The organism is Mycolicibacter nonchromogenicus, assembly GCF_002101775.1.
GTDB classification, from domain to species: domain Bacteria; phylum Actinomycetota; class Actinomycetes; order Mycobacteriales; family Mycobacteriaceae; genus Mycobacterium; species Mycobacterium nonchromogenicum.
Window position 1 is genome coordinate 60168 of the sequence record NZ_LQPI01000090.1, and the last position, 20012, is coordinate 80179.

Genomic DNA, 20012 nt, shown 5'->3' on the forward strand with positions numbered 1-20012 from the left:
GTGCTGCTTGTCAGTCATACGGGACTCCCTATTCTGCGACGAACCCATGTCGGTGATGTTGTGTCTGATCGAGTTGTTATCGGTGCCGAATTCTCAGCACCGCTGGAGGGTCTTCGGTTGCCTGGCCGGGCGGCCGCGGCGCGGTGAGCGGGGGCATTATCCGGTCGCCCCCGCGGTGCCCGCGCCGCCGGCGCCGCCCGTACCACCGGTCCGGCTGCCGGTACCCGACGGGTTACCACCCGCGTTGCCCGGGTTGCCGGGCGCCGCAACGTTGCCGCCACCGCTGGTACCGCCCTGTCCGCCAGTACCACCGTCGCCGCCCTTGCCGCCGGTGTAGTTGGTGCTGGAGCCAGTGGCCGGACCGCCGTTGCCGCCGGTGCCGCCCTTGCCGCCCGCGCCGCCGGCCCCGTTGGCGCCGTTGGAGCCCACAGCGCCCGCCGCGCCGGTGCCGTTCAGCAGGGCGCCGGCCGCTCCACCGAGACCACCGGTGCCACCGCTACCACCGTTACCGCCGTTACCGCCCTTGCCGCCGTCGCCGCCGGCAACCGATGCGCTGTTACCCGTGGCACCGGTGCCACCCTTACCGCCCGCGCCACCGGCCGAACCGCTCGCACCGACACCGCCGTTACCGCCGGATCCGGCGTTGCCCGAGTTGGTGCCGCTGGCGCCACCGGCACCACCCGCACCGCCGGCACCGCCGTTCTTGCCGTCGCCACCGTTACCGCCGTCGGTTCCGGGAAGACCGGAGTTGGCCGCCGGCCGGGTGCCGGTGGAACCGGCCGTGCCGGTGGCCTGGCCGGCGCCGCCGTTACCGCCGTTACCGCCCTTGCCGCCGTTGCCGTCGAGCAGGGCGTAGCCGCCGGCACCGCCGGCGCCACCGTTCTGGCCGTGGTTGTTGGCGTTGCCGGTGGCACCGTTGGCGCCGTTACCGCCGTTACCGCCGTTACCCGCCGTGCCGGCCGCACCGTTCGCGCCGCTGCCGGCCTGGACGGTGTGGTCGCCGTTCCAGCCACCGGTGCCGCCGATACCGATCGCGCCCGCGTTGCTGAGGCTGTTACCGCCGTTACCACCGGAGCCCGCAGTCGTGCCGTTACCCACGGTGAGCGTGGCGCCGTTGCCGCCGTTGCCGCCGTTACCGGCGTTACCGGCGTTACCGCCGGCTGCGCCGATGCCGCCGACACCGTTGGCACCCGCTGCACCGTTGGTGGCGGTGCCACCGAGGCCACCGTTACCGCCGTTACCGCCCTTACCGCCGTCGCCGCCGTCTTCGGTGGCGTCACCACCGTCGCCGCCGTTGGCACCGGTGCCCGCGGCGGCGTTGGCGCCATTGGTGCCGTGGGCGGCGTTGCCGCCGTTGCCACCCTTGCCGCCGGCTCCACCGGAACCGCCCGCACCGCCGTTACCGGCGGTCAGGCCGCCCTTGCCGCCGGCACCGCCGTTACCGCCGTGGCCACCGTCAACACCGTTGGAACCGGCACCGGAGCCCAGCGTGGTGCCATTGGTGCCCACTGCCCCGGAGCCGCCGTTACCACCGGAGCCACCGTTGCCCACCAGGCCACCGGCGCCACCGGCGCCGCCGTCACCACCGGACTGGGCGATGCCGCTGCCGAGGACCACGCCGTTGCCGCCGTTGCCGCCGTTACCACCGTTACCGGTGGCCGCGCTGCCCGCCGCACCGAACGCACCGCCGGCCGCGATCTGGCCGTTGGCGCCGACGCCGCCCTTACCACCTGCCGCGCCGACACCGGCGTAGCCACCGCGACCACCGGCGCCACCGTCACCGGCGACGTTGTTCAGGCCGCCACCGGCACCGTTGCCGCCGTTACCGCCGCGTCCGGCGTCACCGCCGGCACCACCGTCACCGCCCTTGCCGCCGACACCTGCAGCGCCCTGGGTCCCGTTGGTGGCGGTGCCACCGAGAGCACCGGCACCACCGTTGCCGCCGACGCCACCGTTACCGCTGAGACCCGCGTCGGTGCCGTCGCCACCGTTGAGGCCGCTGTTCGCAGCCGCGTGCGCACCGTCGGTGCCGTTGGCCACGCCACCGACACCACCGGCACCACCGTTGCCGCCGCGACCACCGGCGCCGCCGTTACCGAGGATGGTGCCGCCGGCGCCACCGACGCCACCGTTACCGCCGAGGCCACCGGCCTTGCCGTCGGTGCCGTTGCCGGCGAGGTCGATGGTCCCGCTGGCACCGGTCGCACCGGCTCCACCGTTACCACCGGCGCCACCGTTACCGATGATTCCGGCCGCGCCACCGATGCCACCGTTACCACCGGTCTGCGACGAGCCGTCGCCGAGAACCTGACCGGCGCCACCGTGGCCACCGTTGCCACCGCCGCCCGCGGCACCGTCGAGACCGGCGTCCGCCTGACCGAACAGGCCGAAGCCACCCGCACCGCCGAGGCCGGCGGCACCGAGACGGTCGCCACCCTTACCGCCGTTACCGCCGTTGCCGGCCACGCCGTTGGCGCCGCCGCCACTGCCGATGCCACCGTTGCCGCCGTTGCCCGCGTTGCCCGCGGCGCCACCGTTACCACCGACGCCCGCGTTGCCGGCCACGGCGTTACCGCCCAGGCCGCCGTCGGCACCGCTGGCCGAGTTGCCCGCGTTGCCGCCGTTACCGCCGTTGCCGCCGCCGACACCTGCGGCACCGTTACCACCGTTGCCGCCGTTACCACCGCGACCACCGTTGCCGCCCGCGCCACCGTCACCGGCAAGGGAACCACCGACACCGCCGTTGCCGCCCTTACCGCCAGCAGCGGCATTCCCGCCGTTGGTGCCGTTGCCGTCACCGCCGGTGACCCCGGCCGCGCCGTCCGCGCCGGCACCACCGTTACCGCCCGCGCCGCCGTTACCGACGTTGCCACCGGCGCCGCCGTTACCGCCCTTGCCGCCGATCTGGCCGCTGCCGAGCGCGCCGTCGCCACCGTTACCGCCGGCGCCGCCGTTGCCGCCATGGGCCGCATCCGCACCGTCGACACCGTCGGCGCGCTGAGTGCCGTCGGCGTTGAAGCCGCCGATACCGCCGAGGCCGGCCACACCGATGTCACCACCGGCGCCACCGTTACCACCGGTTCCCGCGATCGGGTTGACACCGCCGCCGGCACCGTGGCCACCCCGGCCACCGTCGGCGCCGGTTCCGGCATTACCGCCGTTGCCACCGATCGAGCCCAGGCCGTTGAGGCCGGCGACACCGTTGGTGGCGGCGCCACCCTTGCCGCCGTTTCCGCCGTTACCGCCGTTACCGCCGTAACCGCCGTTGCCGCCGGCGCTGCCGTTGCCACCGACACCTCCGGTGCCGGCCACCGCGTCCTGGCCCGCCTTGCCGAGCGCGCCGTTACCGCCGTTGCCGCCGGTTCCTGCCACGCCGGCGCCACCACCGGCACCGCCGTTGCCCGAGATCCAGCCACCGGCGCCACCGGCACCACCGTCACCGGCGTCGCCACCGTGCTGACCGTTGGCTCCGTGGATGTTGCCGAGCGCGTTGCCGTTGGCTCCGTTGCCGCCGATGCTGCCCGAACCACCGGCACCACCCGCGCCACCGTTACCGATGGCTCCGGCGTTACCGCCCGCGCCACCGGCGCCACCGGCCTGCGGAACACCACTGCCCAGGATGATCCCGTTGCCGCCGCGACCACCGTTACCGCCGTTGCCGCCGGTACCGATGCCGCCGTTGCCGCCGTTAACGGCCTGAGCGCCGTCGCCGCTCAGACCACCCTTGCCGCCGAGGCCGAAGTCGCCGCGGTCACCGCCGTCGCCACCGTTACCGCCCTTGCCGGCGACGGTGTTCAGGCCGCCACCGGCGCCGTTCGCGCCGTCGCCACCGTTACCGGCGTTGCCCGCGGCACCGCCCTGGCCGCCCACGCCGCCGGCGCCCACCGCGCCGTCGAGGCTGCCGACCGCGAGTGCGACGCCGCCGAGACCGCCGTTGCCGCCGTCACCACCGAGGCCACCGTTGCCGCCGCTGCCGCCGTGGCCGCCGTTTCCGCCGTCGAGACCGCTGCCGAAGGCCGCCGCGGTCGCGGTGTTGCCGTTGGCGCCGTGGCCACCGCGGCCACCGGCGCCACCGGCGCCACCGGCACCACCGGCACCGGCGTCACCGGCGATGCTGCCGCCCGCGCCGCCGTTACCACCGTTACCGCCGAGACCACCGATGCCACCGTTACCGCCGTCGGTGCCGTTGCCCAGCCCGTCGACCACACCGTCGATTCCGGTCAGACCGGTCGAACCGGTGCCGCCGTTACCACCCGCGCCGCCGAGGCCGATCGGGCCGGCCGCGCCACCGTTACCGCCGTCGCCACCGGCCTGCGGCGTGCCGTCGCCATGCACCAGGCCGACACCACCGGCACCACCGGCGCCGCCGTTACCGCCGATCGCCTCCGCGCCCGCCGAACCGCTGCTGGCCTGCGTCGTGTGGCTGGCGTTCCAGCCGCCCTGGCCTGCCGTGGTACCCGCGACACCGCGGACACCGCCCTGGCCGCCGTCGCCACCGTTGCCGGCCTTGAGACCTGCGCCGCCACCGGCACCGGCGCCACCGGCGCCACCGTTGCCTGCGTTACCGGCGTCACCGGCGTTACCGCCGACCCCGCCGAGACCGTCAGAACCCGCGGCGCCGTTGGTGGCGGTGCCACCGAAGCCACCGTTACCACCGGTGCCGCCGTTGCCGCCCTTACCACCGTTGCCGGCGTCACCACCGTCGGTTCCGTCGCCACCACTGCCCGCGGCGGCGTTCACGCCGGCGGTTCCGTCGGCACCGTGGCCACCGTGGCCACCGTTACCGGCCGCGCCGCCGTTACCACCGGCACCACCGTTGCCGGACAGCACGCCACCGACGCCACCCTGGCCACCCTGGCCACCGGTGCCACCGTCGGCACCGTCGGTGCCGTTGCCGTCGCCGGCGGTGATGCCGTCAACCGTGGCACCCGCGCCACCATGGCCACCGGCACCGCCGTTGCCCACCAAACCGCCGCCGCCACCGTTACCACCGGTGCCACCGCCCTGACCGGTGTTGGTCGCGTTGATCAGGCCGACACCTGCACCACCCTGGCCACCGGCACCGCCGTCGCTACCGAGGCCGTTGGCCCCCGATGCGCCCTGCGCGCCCGCCGTGGTGCCGGTTCCGCCGGCACCCGCAGCGCCGGCCAGGCCACCGACCGAACCGGTACCACCGTCGCCACCGGCGCCCGCGTTGGCGGCGCCACCGCCACCGAGACCGGCACCACCGTCACCGGCAATACCGGCGTTACCACCATTGCCCGCGTTACCGCCGTCGCCGCCGACACCGTTGTTGGCCGTACCACCGGCACCACCGGTGCCGCCCTGGCCACCGGCCCCGGCGTCGCCGCCGTTGCCGCCGTCGCCGTCGGCGACACTCGCGTCGGCGCCGGCGCCACCCGCGCCACCGTTTCCACCGTCACCGGCGTTACCGCCCGCACCGCCGTTACCGGCGAGGGCGCCACCGGAACCACCGGCGCCACCGTTACCGCCCTTACCACCGATGTACCCGGCGGTGCCGTTGCCGTCGCCACCGGTGATGCCGGCCACGCTGGCACCGATACCACCGACGCCACCGGCGCCGCCGTTACCGAACGCCGCCGCGTTACCACCGATGCCGCCGTTGCCGCCGGCCTGACCGGTCAGAAGGTCAGTGGCCAGGCCAACACCGTCACCACCGGCGCCACCGTTGGCGCCGTCGCTGCTCAGGCCAGCCTGACCGGCGGTACCACCGGAGCCGTTGCTTGCGCTGCCGACACCGCCTGCGCCTGCCGCACCGGCCTTACCGCCGTTGGCGCCGTCGCCGCCGTTACCACCGTTGCCCGCGGCGTCCTGTCCGTTGCCGCCCAAACCGGCGCCACCGTCGGCAGCCAGACCGGCCGCACCACCGTCGCCACCGTTACCGCCCGCACCACCGGTCCCTGCCGTCGCGACACCGCCGGCGCCACCGACGCCACCGGCGCCACCAGCGCCCGCGCTACCACCGTTGCCACCGTCGGCACCGGCCACCGACGCGTCGTCGGCCGCACCGCCGTCACCGCCGATACCGCCCTGGCCACCGTTACCACCCACGCCACCGTCGCCGGAGTTGGTGCCGCCCGCACCACCGACACCACCCGCGCCGCCGGCGCCGGCCTTGCCGCCGGCCGTGCCGTCACCGTTGAGGTCGGTGAATCCGTCCGTTCCGTCCGCGCCGCGGCCACCGTTACCACCCGAGCCGCCGTTGCCGTCGAGCGCCGCGTTGCCGCCGTTACCACCCACGCCACCGGCCTGGCCGGTCACGCCGTCGCTGGCCAGTCCGACACCGTCGCCACCGTCACCACCGGCGCCACCGTTGCTGCCGGCACCGACACTGCCCTCGCTGCCGTCTTCGCCACCGTCGGTACCCAGACCGGCGTTACCGGCCGCACCACCGGTGCCACCGTCGCCACCCTGGCCACCCGAGCCGGCCTGGTCGAGGCCGCCTCCGCCGAGGCCCTTACCACCGGAACCGGCCGCGCCGGCGTCGCCGCCGTTGCCCGCCGCACCACCGGCACCACCGATGTACTCGGCAGCCTGGCTGATACCGCCGGCGCCACCGTCACCACCGACACCACCCGAACCGGCGGCTCCACCGGTACCACCGGTGCCACCGGCCACCAGCGCGTCTGCGCCCGCACCACCGTTACCGCCGGTACCACCGGTACCACCGGCGCCGCCTACGCCGCCAACGCCGGCGATGGATCCGCCGGCGCCACCGACACCACCGTTACCACCGGCACCACCGGTGCCGCCCGCAGTGCCGTTGCCGCTGAGGTCGGTCTCACCGTCCAGTCCGGTTGCGCCCCGACCGCCGGCGCCGCCGGCGCCGCCGTTGCCGATTTCGTAGGCGTCGCCGCCGGCGCCACCGTCACCACCGGCCTGAACCGTGTTGTCGAGCAGGATCTGGCCGTCACCACCGGCACCACCGTTACCGCCGTTGCCCGTGGTGCCCTCGGCGCCGTCCGCACCCGAGGCGGCAGATGTCGCTCCGCCGCTGGAGCCACCGGCACCGCCGAAGCCTCCGATACCGGCGACCGAACTGGAGTTACCGCCCTTACCACCGGAACCGGCCACCGCGTTGAGACCGCCGCCGGCACCGGCACCACCATCACCACCGACACCGGCCGCACCACCGGCGCCACCGTCGCCACCGACGCCACCGGCGCCGTGCACACCGGCCAGACCGTTGACCGCGGTGCCACCGGCACCACCGTCACCACCGATACCACCGTTACCACCGTTGCCCGCGATACCGGTGGCGTCACCACCGTCACCACCGTCGAGGCCACTGCCGGCAACCGCGTCAGCGCCATCTACGCCGTTCGCGGCCGCGCCACCGACACCACCGGTGCCACCCGCGCCGCCGACACCACCGGCGCCACCGTTACCGGACAGCGAACCACCGGCGCCACCGGCACCACCGGCACCACCGTTTCCGCCGTCGAGGCCCGCGGTGCCATTGCCGTCACCGTCGGTCTCGCCGGCTACGCCCGTGGCACCGCTACCGCCGTTACCGCCGTTTCCGCCGTTACCCACGTTGCCGGCGTCACCACCGGCACCGCCGTTGCCGCCATTCGTGCCGGCCTCGATCGCGTTGAAGCCGTCGCCGCCGTTACCACCGTTACCACCACTGGTCGCCGCCGCACCCGCAATGCCACCCGTACCACCAGCATTACCGGCCACACCAGCGTCGCCACCACGACCACCAGCACCACCATCAACAGTGAAGGCGTCACCATCGGCACCATCACCACCATTACCGCCCAGGCCCGCGTTACCACCATTACCCGCAGCACCCACAACACCGGCAAGACCAGACGACCCGATCAAACCACCCGAGCCACCAGCGCCCGCTGCACCAGCAGCGCCACCGTTACCACCATTGCCACCATTACCGGCATCGCCACCGGTAGCACCGGCCAGGATCGCGTCAATACCGTCGCCACCGTCACCACCGGCACCACCGTGACCACCGGCACCACCGGAACCACCCTTACCGCCGTAACCGACCAGCCACGAACCCCGGCCACCGGCACCACCGTTACCACCGGCGCCACCGTTGAAACCGTCACCACCGTCTAGGCCGGCCAGACCCGCAATACCGGCAGCACCCAACGCGCCGTCACCACCGAGACCACCGTCACCACCAACGCCATACAGCAGACCCAGACCAGCACCACCGGCACCACCATTGCCACCGATACCACCATCGACGCCATCACCACCAGCGCCGCCGTCACCGCCGACACCCATCCACCAGCCACCAGCACCACCGGCACCACCATCGCCACCGGCAAAGCCGTCACCACCAGCGCCACCATTACCGAACATGCCCGCCGAACCACCGACACCACCGATGCCCTCAGCCGACGTACCAGCAGCACCACCATCACCGAACCACAGACCACCGGCACCACCAGCAGCGTCCGCCAGCGACCCACCATCGATACCGTCTTCACCGTTACCGATCAGGATCTGACCGAACCCGAACAGGTTGATGACCGAGTTGACCTGCTCACCGATCGGGCTCAGAATCCACGCCTGCCCCAACTCATACAACGGCGTGTAGAACAACGACCCGAACCAGTCATCAACAGACGCCGCATCACCGGGCAGATCCGCCACCGACGCATCAAACGACAGACCCAAGTTCGACAACAGCGGCTCCCACGCCCCCTGGTCGAACAACGTCTCCCACGACGACGCCTGACTCAGATCCGCAAACGCACCCGCCAAATCCGCACCGAGCAGATCCACCACCCAGTCAAACTCATCAGCCTGCGCCGCCGGCGCCGCCGACAACGGCGACATCCCAAACGTCAAAAACGCCCCAACCGCACTACCGGCTCCCGCCAGCCGGCGGCCACGCCGACCCTGCTGACCGCTGCCCGAAGTGTTACGCCCTACCGCCATTTGGGATTTCCTATCTGTGTGGCCCACAGTCGTTCTAACTCTGTCTGTCAGTCGGTTCTGGAAGTTCGGTATCGCCTACCGGGCTCAGCCGTAGTAGCCCAACGCTTCGGCGATCTGCTGCGGAATATCGTTCAACCACTGCGGGAAGAACCCGAAGAAGTCGCCGTCGAATGCGTTGAGCAGACCCAGGTCGGACAGGCCCAAGCCGTCGATGATGCCGTTGATGTCGAGGCTGCCCAGGCCGAGGTCGGTGAGCAGTCCGTTGATCGTCACGCCGTCGAGGCCGAGGTTGCCCACGATGGTGTCCAGATCGTAGGTGTCCAGGCCCAGCCAGCCGAGAAGCGTGCCCAGGGTCGGGTCGCCCAGCACGCTGGTCATCAGGTCGGTGATGAAGTCGTCGAGGTAGACCTCGTCGAGACCCAATCCGTTCAGGATGCTGCTGATCGACCACCCGCCCAGCAGACTCTCGAGGAAGTCGTCGAGGGTCCTGGTGTCGAAGCCCAAGTCTTCGAGGATGCCGGCGATCGAGATGCTGCTCAGACCCAACCGGTCGATCACCATGTCCAGGGAGATGTTGTTGAACCCGAGGTTGTTCAGGGTCGCCTGGATGTTGATGTCGTCCAAGCCGAGGCTGTCGATCAGGTTGTACAGACCGACGCTGCCCATGCCCCACGACTCGAACAGCTGCAGCAGGGTGGTGTCGGTCAGGCCCATTCCCTCGATGGCGCCGTCCAGCAGTTCAGTCAAGGTCGGGTCGAAGCCCCAGGCCGTCAGGAATTCCCCGACGGTCACGTTGCCGCTCAGGTCACCCAGGCCCTCGAGGAAGTACTCGATCGGCGTGGTACCGATGCCCATGGCGCCAAGCGCCTGGGTGACGGTGATGTCGGCCATGTTCATGTTCGTCACGACTTCGCCGACGGTGTTGGGACCCAACACCGCACCCAGGGTCGGGTTGCCGGCCTTCTCCAGCAGCGATGCCATGTCGGGGGCCAGAATGCCCAGCGGCGTCTCCGCAAGGCTGGGGTAGCCGCCCTGGCCGGGCAACGTGTAGAGCAGGTCGACCAGTACGACGTCGGTGACCGGAGTGTCGGGCGGGTAGCCCATGGTGTTCTCGCCGACCGGCATCATCTCCAGCAGGTCCATGATGGTCGCCTGGCCGAACTCACCCATCAGGTCGTCCAGGGTGGCGCCGGGCGGGAACATGTCGACCATCATTTCCATCAGCCCGGTGTCGGCTGTCACGCCCGGCAGGAAGCCGTCGTTGAGCAGATCGATCAGCGTTTGATTGCCGTAGTCGCCCAGCATTGCGGGAAGGTCGCCGATGGTGATCTCGCCGAGACCCAATGCCGCGAAGAAGTCCGTCAGCGGCTCGTCGGGGAACGAATCCTTGATCAGGCCGCCCACAGTCCAGGTCGGGTCGACCAAGCTGGACAGGGACTCGTCGCCCTGAGCGCCGAGCAGGTCCTTGATCAGTCCGCCCACGGTCTGGTTGTCGCCGCCCACCAGGTCCAGGACCAACTCGGACAGCGTGGGGTTGCCGATCCCGACTTCGGGCGAGTTCAGAATCGCGATCAGCAGGTCGGCGACCGAGTCGTCCGGGCCGATGCCGCCGAGCTGCTCAAGCAGCTCCGCGATGGTCGGGTTGCCGATGCCGGCCTCGTTGAACAGGCCGATCAGCAGCTCCGACAGCGGCTGCTCACCGATCCCGAAGTCGTTGAGCAGGTCCACCGGCGTCATGTGGCCGATACCGAGGCCGTCGAGGAGTCCGATGATCAGCTCGTCCAACGGCGTGTCGCCGATGCCGGCCTGGGAGAGCAGTTCGGTGATCGTGGTGTCGCCGAAGCCCGAGAGGTCGACGACATCGCCGATGTTGAGGTCGATTCCAGGCTGAGCCGGGGTGAGCAGGCCGTTGAACAGCGGGATGCTCAGGTCACCGATGACGGTGACGCCGGCGGTGCCGTTCAAGAAGGCGTCGAGCAGGGTAGCCGGCGCTCCGATCAGAGCCGACAGCGCACCGAACGGGTCGCTGAAGTCAAAGATCTCGGTAAGCAACTGCTGGAACGCATTGCCCATCGCAAACCACGGGCCCAACCCGGTCAGAATCGAGTTGAGCCAGACCGGCAGTTCCAGGTCGACGCTGACCGGGAACGGGAACGCCTGGACGTTCACGGCGGGCAGCGGGTTGGTGAAGATGTTGATGACATCCGGGATGCCGGCGATCGCCTGGTCCGGGTTGGTCAGGATGTGGACCAACAGGCCCCACATGTCGACCGAGTTCTGGTTCAGCGCCTGCAGGTTGGTGACCGTGTGCTCGATCAGGTCGGTCCACGGTGAGAAGAAGTCGCCGTCGGCGGTCAGCGCGACGGCCCGCTGCGCGGCGACGACCTGCTGCTGCAGCTGCGGCAGGTTCGACGCCATAGGGGGAACCGCGACCAGACCCACCCCAGCCACGGCCAAGCCGGTGGTGACGTATGGACGAAGTGTTTGCTGCATGACGCCCTCCCGGACTGAAGTTCCGAAGTATTTCTGTCGCTTAACCACTGAGCACCGCCGTGATCTGGTCACCCAATCCGTCGAGCCAGTAGGAGATCGAGCCCCAGAACTCGCCGATCTGAGCATTGATGAGGGTGAGGTCCTGGAGGCCCAGGGACACCAAGAGCTCGTCGACGGTCTGCTGGCCGAAGTCGCCGAGCAGCGAACTGACGGTGGCCGCACCGAAGAGCTCGTCGACCAGCTCGTTCAGGGTCTGGTCACCCAGGCCCAGGTCGATCAACCAATCGTTGATGGTCGACGTGCCGAAGAACTGGTCGAACAGATCGCTGAGCGACTGCCCGCCGATACCGAAGTCGTTGAGCATCTCGTTGACGGTCTGCGGCCCCAGCGCCTGCCGGATTATGTCGTCGAGTCCCAGACTGCCAAGCCCGGCGTCGTCGAGCGCGTTGGCCACCGTCTGGTCGCCGAAGGCGCCGATGAGCAGTTCGCCCAAGGTCTGGTCGCCGATACCGGACTGGCTGAGCAGGTCGGCGATGGTCTCGTCGGCGGGCACCATCTGGTTGATCAGGTCCGAGAAGGTGGTGCTGCCCAGCGGCCCCAGCAGGTTCGAGAGGGGCTCGTCGGGCATACCGGCCAGCACCAGCTCGGTCAGGGTCTGGTCGGCCATGCCCGACTGGGCGAGCATCTGACCCAGGGTCATCGAGAAGTTCTGGCTGATCAGGTCGGCCATCGTCATGTCGGCCATCGGCCCGAGCATCGAGACCAGCGGGTCATTCAGCTGGTCGCCCAAGATGCTGGCGACGGTCGTGCTGGTCAGCGCGCCGGACAGCAGGTCGTCACCACCCTTGTCCAGCGGGGTCATGCCGGTGGCGACCAGCATGTCGTTGATGGTCAGGTTGCCGGTGAGGTAGGACAGGTTGCCGAAGATCTGGCCCACCGACAAGTTGGTGATGCCCAACAAGTCGGTGACGTTCTTGACCGTGACCGAGTCGAAGCCCGCGTATCCCATGACCTCGCCCAGCGTGGTCTGACCCGACGGGCCGAGGATGGTGGTGATCAGCCCGGCCATGTCCGTGTCGGCGATTCCAGCCTGCGTGAGCAGATCCATCATCGTCTGGTCGCCCAGGCCCAGCCCGCTGAGCAGCGAAGAGACGAACTCGTGGGTGGACTCCTGGCCGATCCCCATCGCGTCGAGCAGGGTGGCCGGCGTGGAGCCGCCGATACCCAGCGCATCGACCGCGGTCTGCAGCAGGCCGTTCAGCGTCAAGCTGTCGGCGCCCAGGGTGGCGAGCAGCTCGTTGACGGTCGGGTCGCCGATGCCCAGGGCCTCCAGCACGTCCAGACCCAGGTCGGCCAGCTTGAGTTCGCCCACACCGATGTCGTCGGCGATGTCCACCACGGTCGGGTTGTCGAAGCCCAGCGCCCTGGTGAAGTCGATCGCGATGTCGGCGACCTCGACGTCGCCGATTCCCAGCTGGTCCATGATGTCGGCGATGGTGGGGTTGCCGATGCCCACCGCGTCGAACACGGTGCTCAGCACGCTGGCGACCTGCAGGTCGCCGAGGCCGATCGCGTCGATCAGGTCGACCGGGGTCTGGTCACCCAGGCCCACGCTGTCCAGCAGGCCGGTCAGCATGTCCGACACCACCAGGGTGCCGATCCCGGTCTGGTCGAGCAGGCTGGCGATGGTCTGGTCACCGATGCCGAGGTTGTCGGCCAGCTCGGTCGTGGTCTGGTCGATGATCAGGTTCGCGCCGGGGACCAAGAGACCCTGGAACGCCAGCACGGGGCTGCCGGCGATGTCGATGGTGCTGGTGCCGTTCAGCCACGCGTCGAGCAGGCGCGGAACCGCCGTGAAGATGGCCGCGAACGGGTCCAGCGGGTCGCTGGGATTAAAAATCTGGTTGAGGATGTCCTGCCAGGCGTCGTTGACCGTCACCAGCGGGCCGATCAAGCCCATGCCCAGGGTGAGGAACGGGGAGAGCAGGACCTCGATCGGGTCCTCACCGCTGATCGAGGGCATGATCGAGAACAGGAACTCGAAGACCTCCGGCAGCCGCGACAGCGAGCCCGGGTCGCTGAAGATCTGCTGAAGCAGGTTTCCCCAGCCGTTGTCGACACCCATCGCCACCAGGTTGGTGGCGGTGTTGCTGAACAGGTCGGCCCAGGGCCCCAGGAAGTCTGCGGTGAGCTGTACCTGGTGGTGTTCGATCTGCTGAAGAACCTGAAGCGGCTCAGCTTGGGGCCGCAGCACCGCCGCGGGAACGGCCCCGTTAACCGCGATCAACGCGGCACCCGCGATGGCTACACCGGGGGTGACGTACGGGCGAAGCGCCAGCTGCATCATGCTCTCCTACGGACACTGACTACGGACGTTGCTTAAACTTACATGAGTTTAGCGGTTTGTCGAACCGGAATTTTTATAAGGAAAAACTTCGTCCAAACCCTGGGCGATTGCACGTACTACGATACATTTCCGGAGTCGCGGAATACTGTTTGCCCAGCTTGGAAGGTTGCGCACCGGAGCCAGGGGCAGGTCCTGTGGCTTGGCTAACAGCCGTTTCAGGGACTTCGCGGCCGCTAAGGTTGGCCGGAAAATGTGCGAATCCAACCTGATGAACTCGCTCAGGTAAGAGTCCGGTTAACCCCGGACCAGCATCTTCAGCTTCTGACCAGGACCGGGGCTATCCCCCTGCGGTCACGGTGAGCGAAAGACCGAAAATCCGTCAGCCGGGGCCGGGGGGCTCGCGCCGCTGGCCCATCGCGTTCGCGACCAGCCGTCCCAGACCGGCGAGCAACGCCTTCTGGGCCGGCGGGGTCTCGTCCTTGGGCACCGGCTCGGCATACGAGGCCATCGCCACCAGTTCGCCGGCGACGTACTGGTCGCGACAGGCGCTGCGCTGAATCTTGCCGCTGGTGGTGGTCGGTATCCGCATCGGCTTCAGCAGCACGACCGCCTTCGCCTCGATCCCGTGGTGGGTGGCGATCTCCGATCGGATCTTCGCGATCAGCTCATCGAGGTCGACCCCGACCGCGCTGTGGTGGTGCACCTCCTGCACCACCACCATGTACTCGGGGGCGTAGCGCGGCGTCGGCACCAGGAACACCGCACCACGGCTGGGCAGCAGCGCCTCGTGGCACGCCTGCACGGTCAGCTCGATGTCGTTGGGGTAGTGGCTGTAGCCGCCGATCGTCATCAGGTCCTTACATCGACCGGTGACGAAGAGCTCGCCCCCGCGAAAGAACCCCAGGTCCCCACTGCGCAGGTAGGGGCCTTGGCCGGTGTCGGCCAGGCGCGCGTTGAAAGCGAGCTCGGTCTCTTCGGGACGGTTCCAGTAGCCCACGCCGACACTCGGTCCGGACACCCAGATCTCGCCGACCTCCTCGGGGCCGCGCGCCAGCCGCGTCTCGGGATCGACGATCAGGGTCTCCTGCGTCTCCGCCTTGGCGCCGCAGCCCACCAGCGGCACCGCCCCGGTGGCGTCGGCGTCCACCTCGACGACCCGTTCCTCGCTGAGCGCGCTGCGGTCGAAGTGCCTGACCACCGGCAGTGCCGTCGCGGACATGCCGGTCACGCCCAGGGTGGCCTCGGCCAGACCGTAGGCGGGAATGAACGCCTCGGGCCGGAAGCCGGAGGGACCGAACGCCTCGGTGAAGGACTGCAGCGTCTCGGCGCTGATGGGACCGGCGCCGAGCACAGCGATCGACAGGCTCGACAGGTCGAGTTCGGCGCGCTGGGCCGGGGTGCTGCGTTTGACGCAGGCCTCGTAGGCGAAGTTGGGCCCGGCGGTGATCGTCGCCTGGTAGCGCGATATGGCCTGCATCCAGCGGATCGGGCGCATCAGGAAGGCGCTCGGCGCCATCAGCACCGTGCTGCGGCCGCCGTAGATGGTGCCGAGGATGCCCCCGACGAATCCCATGTCGTGGTACTGGGGCAGCCAGGACACCCCACTGATCGGGCTGTTCATCACCGGTGCGTCGTCGGCGGGATTGAGAGCCCAGCGCATGATCTCGAGGTTGCTCAGATAGTTCCGGTGGGTCAGCACGCAACCCTTGGGCACCCCGGTCGACCCCGACGTGTACTGGATCATGGCCAGGCTGTCCGCAGCGACGTTCGGCCGTTCCCAGGCCGATCCGTCGTCGGAGACCTCGTCCATGGTCAGCCAGCGCAGCTTCGGCCCATTGCTCAGGCCGTCCACCGCGGACTTCATCTTGTCCTGCGTCTTGACCGTCGCGAGCGCGAAGCGGGCATCCGCCTCGGGGACCACGGTCTCGATCCGCCGGATGGGCCAATGCTCGTCGACCGGGACCGCGACAGCGCCGGCGTAAAAACAGCCGAACAGACCGGCGATGCTGTCCACACCGGGGCGGCACAGCACCAGGACGCGCTCGCCGGCGGCGCCCTCGCGCAGCAGGGTCGTCGCGATCGAACGGGCACGCTGGTCCAGTTCGCGGTAGCTGATCCGGGCCTCTTCGACATCCCCTTCGGGGCAGAAGATGAACGCGGTCGTGTCCCCAAAACGCGCTGCCTGCTCCTGCAGCAGGTCAATGAGGTTGTCCAGCGCCAGCGGGGCCAGCGAGGTCGTCAGTTCTGACATCTTCTGATCTACCTTCAGGGTTCTTCGCGGTAACGGCCCACAGCGTAGCGGTCCGGGCAATTCGGCGGGGCTAACCCAGTGAGGCCAGCGCCCGGACCAACTGGTCGACCTCGGCCATGGTCGAGTAGTGGCTCAATCCGATGGTGACCGCTCCCCCGATGTCGTTGACCCCGATCGCGTCCAACACCCGGGATCCGGCGTCGGCGATCGCCAGCACCCCGTTGTCGGCCAACCGTTGCACCACCCGCTCGGCCGGCACGTTGCTCACCACGAAGCTGACCACGGGGATGCGTACCTCGGGCTCGCCGATCAGCGTCACCAGCGGCAGCGACCGCAGCGAGTTCAGCAGGTACTCGAACAGCCGGGTCAGATACCCCGCGGCCGAGCGCATCGAGACCGCCAGCCGCTCACGCCGCGTGCCCCGCGCGGATTCGTCCAGTGAGGCCAGATACTCGACACTGGCCACCAGCCCGGCCAGCAGACCGAACTGGTGCAGCCCCACCTCCAGGCGGGCCGGACCCACGGCGTTCGGATTCAAAGACACCGACCCGAATGTGTCGATCAGCGCCGGATCGCGAAAGACCAACGCGCCCACCGGCGGTCCGCCCCACGAGGCTGCGTTGACCGCCACCACGTCCGCCTCGACCTCATGGATGTCGAGCAGTTGATACGGCGCGGCAGCGGAGTGATCGACGACGGCCACGCCGCCCACCTCGTGGATCAGCTTGGTGACCGGCCGCAGGTCGGTGACGGTGCCCACCACGCCCGACCCCGAGGTGAGTGCCACCAGCCGGGTGGACTGGGTGATCAGGTTCTCCCACTGCCAGCTCGGCAGCTCCCCGGTCTCGATGTCGACCTCGGCCCATTTGAGCTTGGCGCCGTAGCGGTTGGCCGCCCGCACCCAGGGGGCGATATTGGCCTCGTCGTCGAGGCGGGTGACCACCGTCTCGTAGCCCAGACTCACCCGCGACGACGCGGCGTCGGCCAGGGCGCTCAACAACACGGCACGATCCGGGCCCAAGACCACCGCAGACGGATCGGCGCCCAGCAGGTCTGCCACCGCCTGGCGCGCCGCCACCAGGACCGCGGCACTGCGGCGGGCCGCCGGGTGCGGGCCGGTCGCCTTAGCCAGCGACCCCCGGAACGCCGTCGACACGGTGGTGGCCACCGAGTCCGGAATCAACATGCCCGACGGCGAATCGAAATGAACCCATCCGTCACCGAGTGTCGGGTGCAGTCCACGCACCCGAGCGACGTCATAGGCCATGCCAGCCACCTTAGAACTTCTCAAGATCGACCGGTGAACGTCTCGGACTACGAGATAGCTCCCACGCACGACGAAGCCGGGTCACCTTGGCAGCCATACTAGTGCAGTGCAACTGGGCTTCGGAATGGTCTTCGGACTGGTCACGGCGCTTTTGCTGCTGGTAGTTCCAGGCGCACTTGTGGCGGCCGGCTCCGGACTGAAGTGGCCGATGGCCGTGGCGATCGGACCGGCGCTGACCTACGGCGTGGTGGGCCTGGCCATTGTCCCTTTCGGCGCGCTCGGCCTGCCCTGGAACGCTGCCACCGCCCTGGCCGCGCTGCTGGTGATCGGCGCGGTGACCGCCGGCCTGACGAGGGGCCTGCGCTCTTTGCTGAAACGCCGTCCCGGCCTCCATGTCAGGGCTCCCTCGCCGGCCCGGTGGCCGATACTCACGGTGGCCGCCGGAGCGCTGCTGGGCATTGTGCTGATCGGCTGGGCCGCGGTCCGGGGGATCGAAGACTGGCAGAGTATTCCCAGCACCTGGGACGCGGTGTGGCACGCCAACACCGTCCGCTTCATCCTCGACACCGGCCAGGCCTCACCCACCCACATGGGCGAGTTGCGCAACGTCGAAACCCACGCGCCGCTGTATTACCCGTCGGCATTCCATGCGCTGACCGCGGTGCTGTGCCAATTGACCGGCGCCGCACCCACCACCGCCTACACCCTGTCGAGCCTGGCGGCCTCCATCTGGCTGTTTCCGGTCAGCGCCGCGCTGCTCACCTGGAATCTGCTGCAGCGGGTGAGCAGCACCGCCGTGACCGCGGTGTCGGCGGCCACCGCCGCCGCGCTCGCGGCGTCGTTCACCGCCCTGCCCTACGTCGAGTTCGGCACCGCCGCTATGCCCAACCTGGTGGCCTACGGGCTGGTGGCGCCGGCGTTCGCGCTGATCACCGCGGTCCGCACCCTGCGAGACCGCATTGTGGTGGCCGTGCTGGCACTGCTCGGGGTGTTCTCGGTGCACCTGACGGGGGGCATGGTCACGGTCTTGCTGGTGGCGGCCTGGTGGCTGTGCCCCGGCGACGGAGCGCTGTGGAATCCGCTGCGCGGCAAACGGCGTGACACCCTGGCGCTGGCCGCGGTGCTGGTCCCGACCGGTCTGCTGTTGTTGCCGCAACTGCTGAGTGTGCGCGAACAGGCCGCGATCATCGCCGGACACGCGTTCGTGACCCACGAGGGCCGCATGTCGGCGTTGCGTGATGCGCTGCTGATGCACACTCGCCACCTCAACGATTTTCCGATCCAATACGCGCTGGTGGCGCTGGCCGCGACCGGGGCGGCGATTCTGGTGGCCCGCAAGGTGTGGTGGCCGTTGGCATTGTGGGCCGTGCTGGTGGTGGGCGTGGTGCAGGCCTCGGCTCCGCTCGGCGGCCGGCTGGGCGCGGCGGCGGGCACCTTCACCGACCTGTTCTACAGCGACCCCCGCCGCATCATGGCGGCGATGACGCTGCTGTTGGTCCCGATGGCCGGCGTGGGCCTGGCGGGGCTGGTCTGTTTCCTGGCCGGTTTCCCCGGCGGTTTCCTCGCCCGTTTCCCCGGCGGTTTCCCCGGCGGTTTCCCCGGCGAGCAGACGCGAAAGCCCCCACGTAAGGCCGTTACAGGGGGCTTTCGCGACTGCTCGCCGTTGGGGGCGGTGCTGCTGGTGGCGGCGACGGTCGGGCTGGCCTGGCACTACCTGCCGCGCCACGCGTTCCTGTTCGGCGACAAGTACGACTCGGTGATGGTCGACTCCCGCGACCTACAGGCGTATGCGTTCCTGGCCGACCTGCCCGGCGCCCGCGACACCGTGATAGGCAACGCCAACGTCGACGGCAGTGCCTGGATGTATGCGGTCGCCGGCCTGCACCCGCTGTGGACGCACTACGACTATCCTCAGCAGCAGGGTCCCGGCCCGGAGCGGTTCATCTTCTGGGCATACGCCGACGACGCCGACACCGATCCGCGGGTTGCGGTCGCCGTGCGCGACCTCAACATCCGCTACGTGCTTATCAGCACCCCGACAGTCCGCGGGTTCACGCTTCCCGACGGGCTAGTGTCACTGGAGAAATCGCGGTCGTGGACCAAGGTCTACGACAATGGCGGGGCCAGCATCTACGAATGGCAAGGAGACAGAGCGCGGTGAGCACCAGCGGCAACAGCGCAGACGACGTGGACGGCGCAGACGGCGTCGAGATCATCAGCGGCGCCGACCCGCGAATGCTGACGGCCGGCTCCGACAGCTCCCCCGACGCCGATGATGACGAGGCGTCGCTGACCGACCTGATCGAACAGCCCGCCAAAGTGATGCGGATCGGCACCATGATCAAGCAGCTGCTCGAGGAGGTGCGGGCCGCACCGCTCGACGACGCGAGCCGGGCACGACTGCGCGAGATCCACTCCGCGAGCATTCGTGAGCTCGAAGACGGCTTGGCTCCGGAGCTGCGCGAGGAGCTGGACCGGCTGACCCTGCCGCTGCGCGAGGACGCCACGCCCTCAGACGCCGAGCTGCGTATCGCCCAAGCCCAGCTGGTGGGCTGGTTGGAGGGCCTGTTCCACGGCATCCAGACCGCGCTGTTCGCCCAGCAGATGGCCGCCCGCGCGCAGCTGGAGCAGATGCGCCACGGCGCCCTGCCCCCCGGCGCCGTCGGTGGCGGACACTCCCAGGGCCACACCGGCTCCGGCCAGTACCTGTAAGCCTGCAA

7 protein-coding genes are annotated in these 20012 nt (G+C 69.7%); 2 read left to right on the forward strand and 5 right to left on the reverse strand.

Features of this window, described 5'->3' with window-relative positions; genetic code table 11:
- Window positions 1-156: 156 nt before the first annotated feature.
- The 5 genes from AWC18_RS22275 to AWC18_RS20715 form a co-directional block, all read right to left on the reverse strand.
- Window positions 157-8934 (reverse strand): PE family protein, encoded by an 8778-nt coding sequence (locus AWC18_RS22275; protein ID WP_165758030.1) that lies wholly within the window; start codon window positions 8932-8934, stop codon window positions 157-159.
- Window positions 8935-9018: 84 nt separating this feature from the next.
- A complete protein-coding gene (locus AWC18_RS20700) occupies window positions 9019-11427 on the reverse strand; it encodes a hypothetical protein (protein WP_085139950.1) in 2409 nt (802 codons plus the stop codon).
- Window positions 11428-11467: 40 nt separating this feature from the next.
- Window positions 11468-13774, reverse strand: a complete 2307-nt coding sequence (locus AWC18_RS20705; protein ID WP_234806616.1) for a hypothetical protein — start codon at window positions 13772-13774, stop codon at window positions 11468-11470.
- A gap of 379 nt (window positions 13775-14153) precedes the next feature.
- Window positions 14154-16025, reverse strand: a complete 1872-nt coding sequence (locus AWC18_RS20710) for a fatty acyl-AMP ligase (protein WP_234806617.1) — start codon at window positions 16023-16025, stop codon at window positions 14154-14156.
- A gap of 70 nt (window positions 16026-16095) precedes the next feature.
- On the reverse strand, window positions 16096-17292 hold the full coding sequence (locus AWC18_RS20715; RefSeq protein ID WP_085139951.1) for a cysteine desulfurase-like protein: 1197 nt from the start codon (window positions 17290-17292) through the stop codon (window positions 16096-16098).
- A gap of 124 nt (window positions 17293-17416) precedes the next feature.
- Between AWC18_RS20715 and AWC18_RS20720 the strand changes: the two genes are divergently transcribed.
- Complete coding sequence (locus tag AWC18_RS20720) at window positions 17417-19453, forward strand: DUF6541 family protein (protein ID WP_085139970.1); 2037 nt, start codon at window positions 17417-17419, stop codon at window positions 19451-19453.
- A 74-nt stretch (window positions 19454-19527) separates the two neighbouring features.
- On the forward strand, window positions 19528-20004 hold the full coding sequence (locus AWC18_RS20725) for a bacterial proteasome activator family protein (protein WP_064998527.1): 477 nt from the start codon (window positions 19528-19530) through the stop codon (window positions 20002-20004).
- The last annotated feature ends 8 nt before the right edge of the window (window positions 20005-20012 follow it).

Coding starts and splice junctions, on each gene's coding strand:
- AWC18_RS22275 (WP_165758030.1), bottom strand. CDS start 8,934: ATGGCGGTAGGGCGTAACACTTCGGGCAGCGGTCAGCAGGGTCGGCGT.
- AWC18_RS20700 (WP_085139950.1), bottom strand. CDS start 11,427: ATGCAGCAAACACTTCGTCCATACGTCACCACCGGCTTGGCCGTGGCT.
- AWC18_RS20720 (WP_085139970.1), top strand. CDS start 17,417: ATGGTCTTCGGACTGGTCACGGCGCTTTTGCTGCTGGTAGTTCCAGGC.
- AWC18_RS20725 (WP_064998527.1), top strand. CDS start 19,528: ATGCTGACGGCCGGCTCCGACAGCTCCCCCGACGCCGATGATGACGAG.
- AWC18_RS20715 (WP_085139951.1), bottom strand. CDS start 17,292: ATGGCCTATGACGTCGCTCGGGTGCGTGGACTGCACCCGACACTCGGT.
- AWC18_RS20705 (WP_234806616.1), bottom strand. CDS start 13,774: ATGATGCAGCTGGCGCTTCGCCCGTACGTCACCCCCGGTGTAGCCATC.
- AWC18_RS20710 (WP_234806617.1), bottom strand. CDS start 16,025: ATGTCAGAACTGACGACCTCGCTGGCCCCGCTGGCGCTGGACAACCTC.